1 protein-coding gene is annotated in these 420 nt (G+C 41.7%); it reads right to left on the bottom strand.

Going from position 1 to position 420, the window contains the following annotated elements; genetic code table 11:
* On the bottom strand, positions 1 to 420 hold a 420-nt coding region (locus ACODST_RS27850; RefSeq protein WP_488935353.1), incomplete at both ends, for a hypothetical protein.

The raw sequence follows: 420 nt of genomic DNA, 5'->3' as shown, positions 1-420 counted from the left end.
ATTCACCGCACAGGTTAAATCTTGTGTTAAATTGGCCTGTAAAACTAATTCTGGTTTTACTTCGTATGAAACTGAATCTGTACAGCCGTTTCCGTCTTTAATCGTAAAGGTATAAGTACCCGGAGCAGCGATAGTAAAGTTTGGCGATGCCTGGAAAGCACCTCCGTCTACACTATAGCTTGGAGCTCCAACAATATCCGCATCAACTGTTCCTGTAACAGTAACTGTTACCGGACTTCCTGTGTAACAAATTAAAGCTGGTGCTGCAATTGTTGGGTCTGTATCTCTTTCAATTACAATTGGAAGAGGTGTACCAATAATACAGTTGTTAGCATCTCTTACATAAACTTTCCAGTTCGTGTCAACTGTTGTGTCTAACTCAGCCTCATTTGAACTGCCAAATGTACCAGGTCCTGCTGC

This window comes from Flavobacterium sp. FG19 (assembly GCF_057809475.1).
The sequence above is the reverse complement of the archived record's forward strand: the minus strand, read 5'-3'. Positions and strand labels throughout refer to the sequence as shown.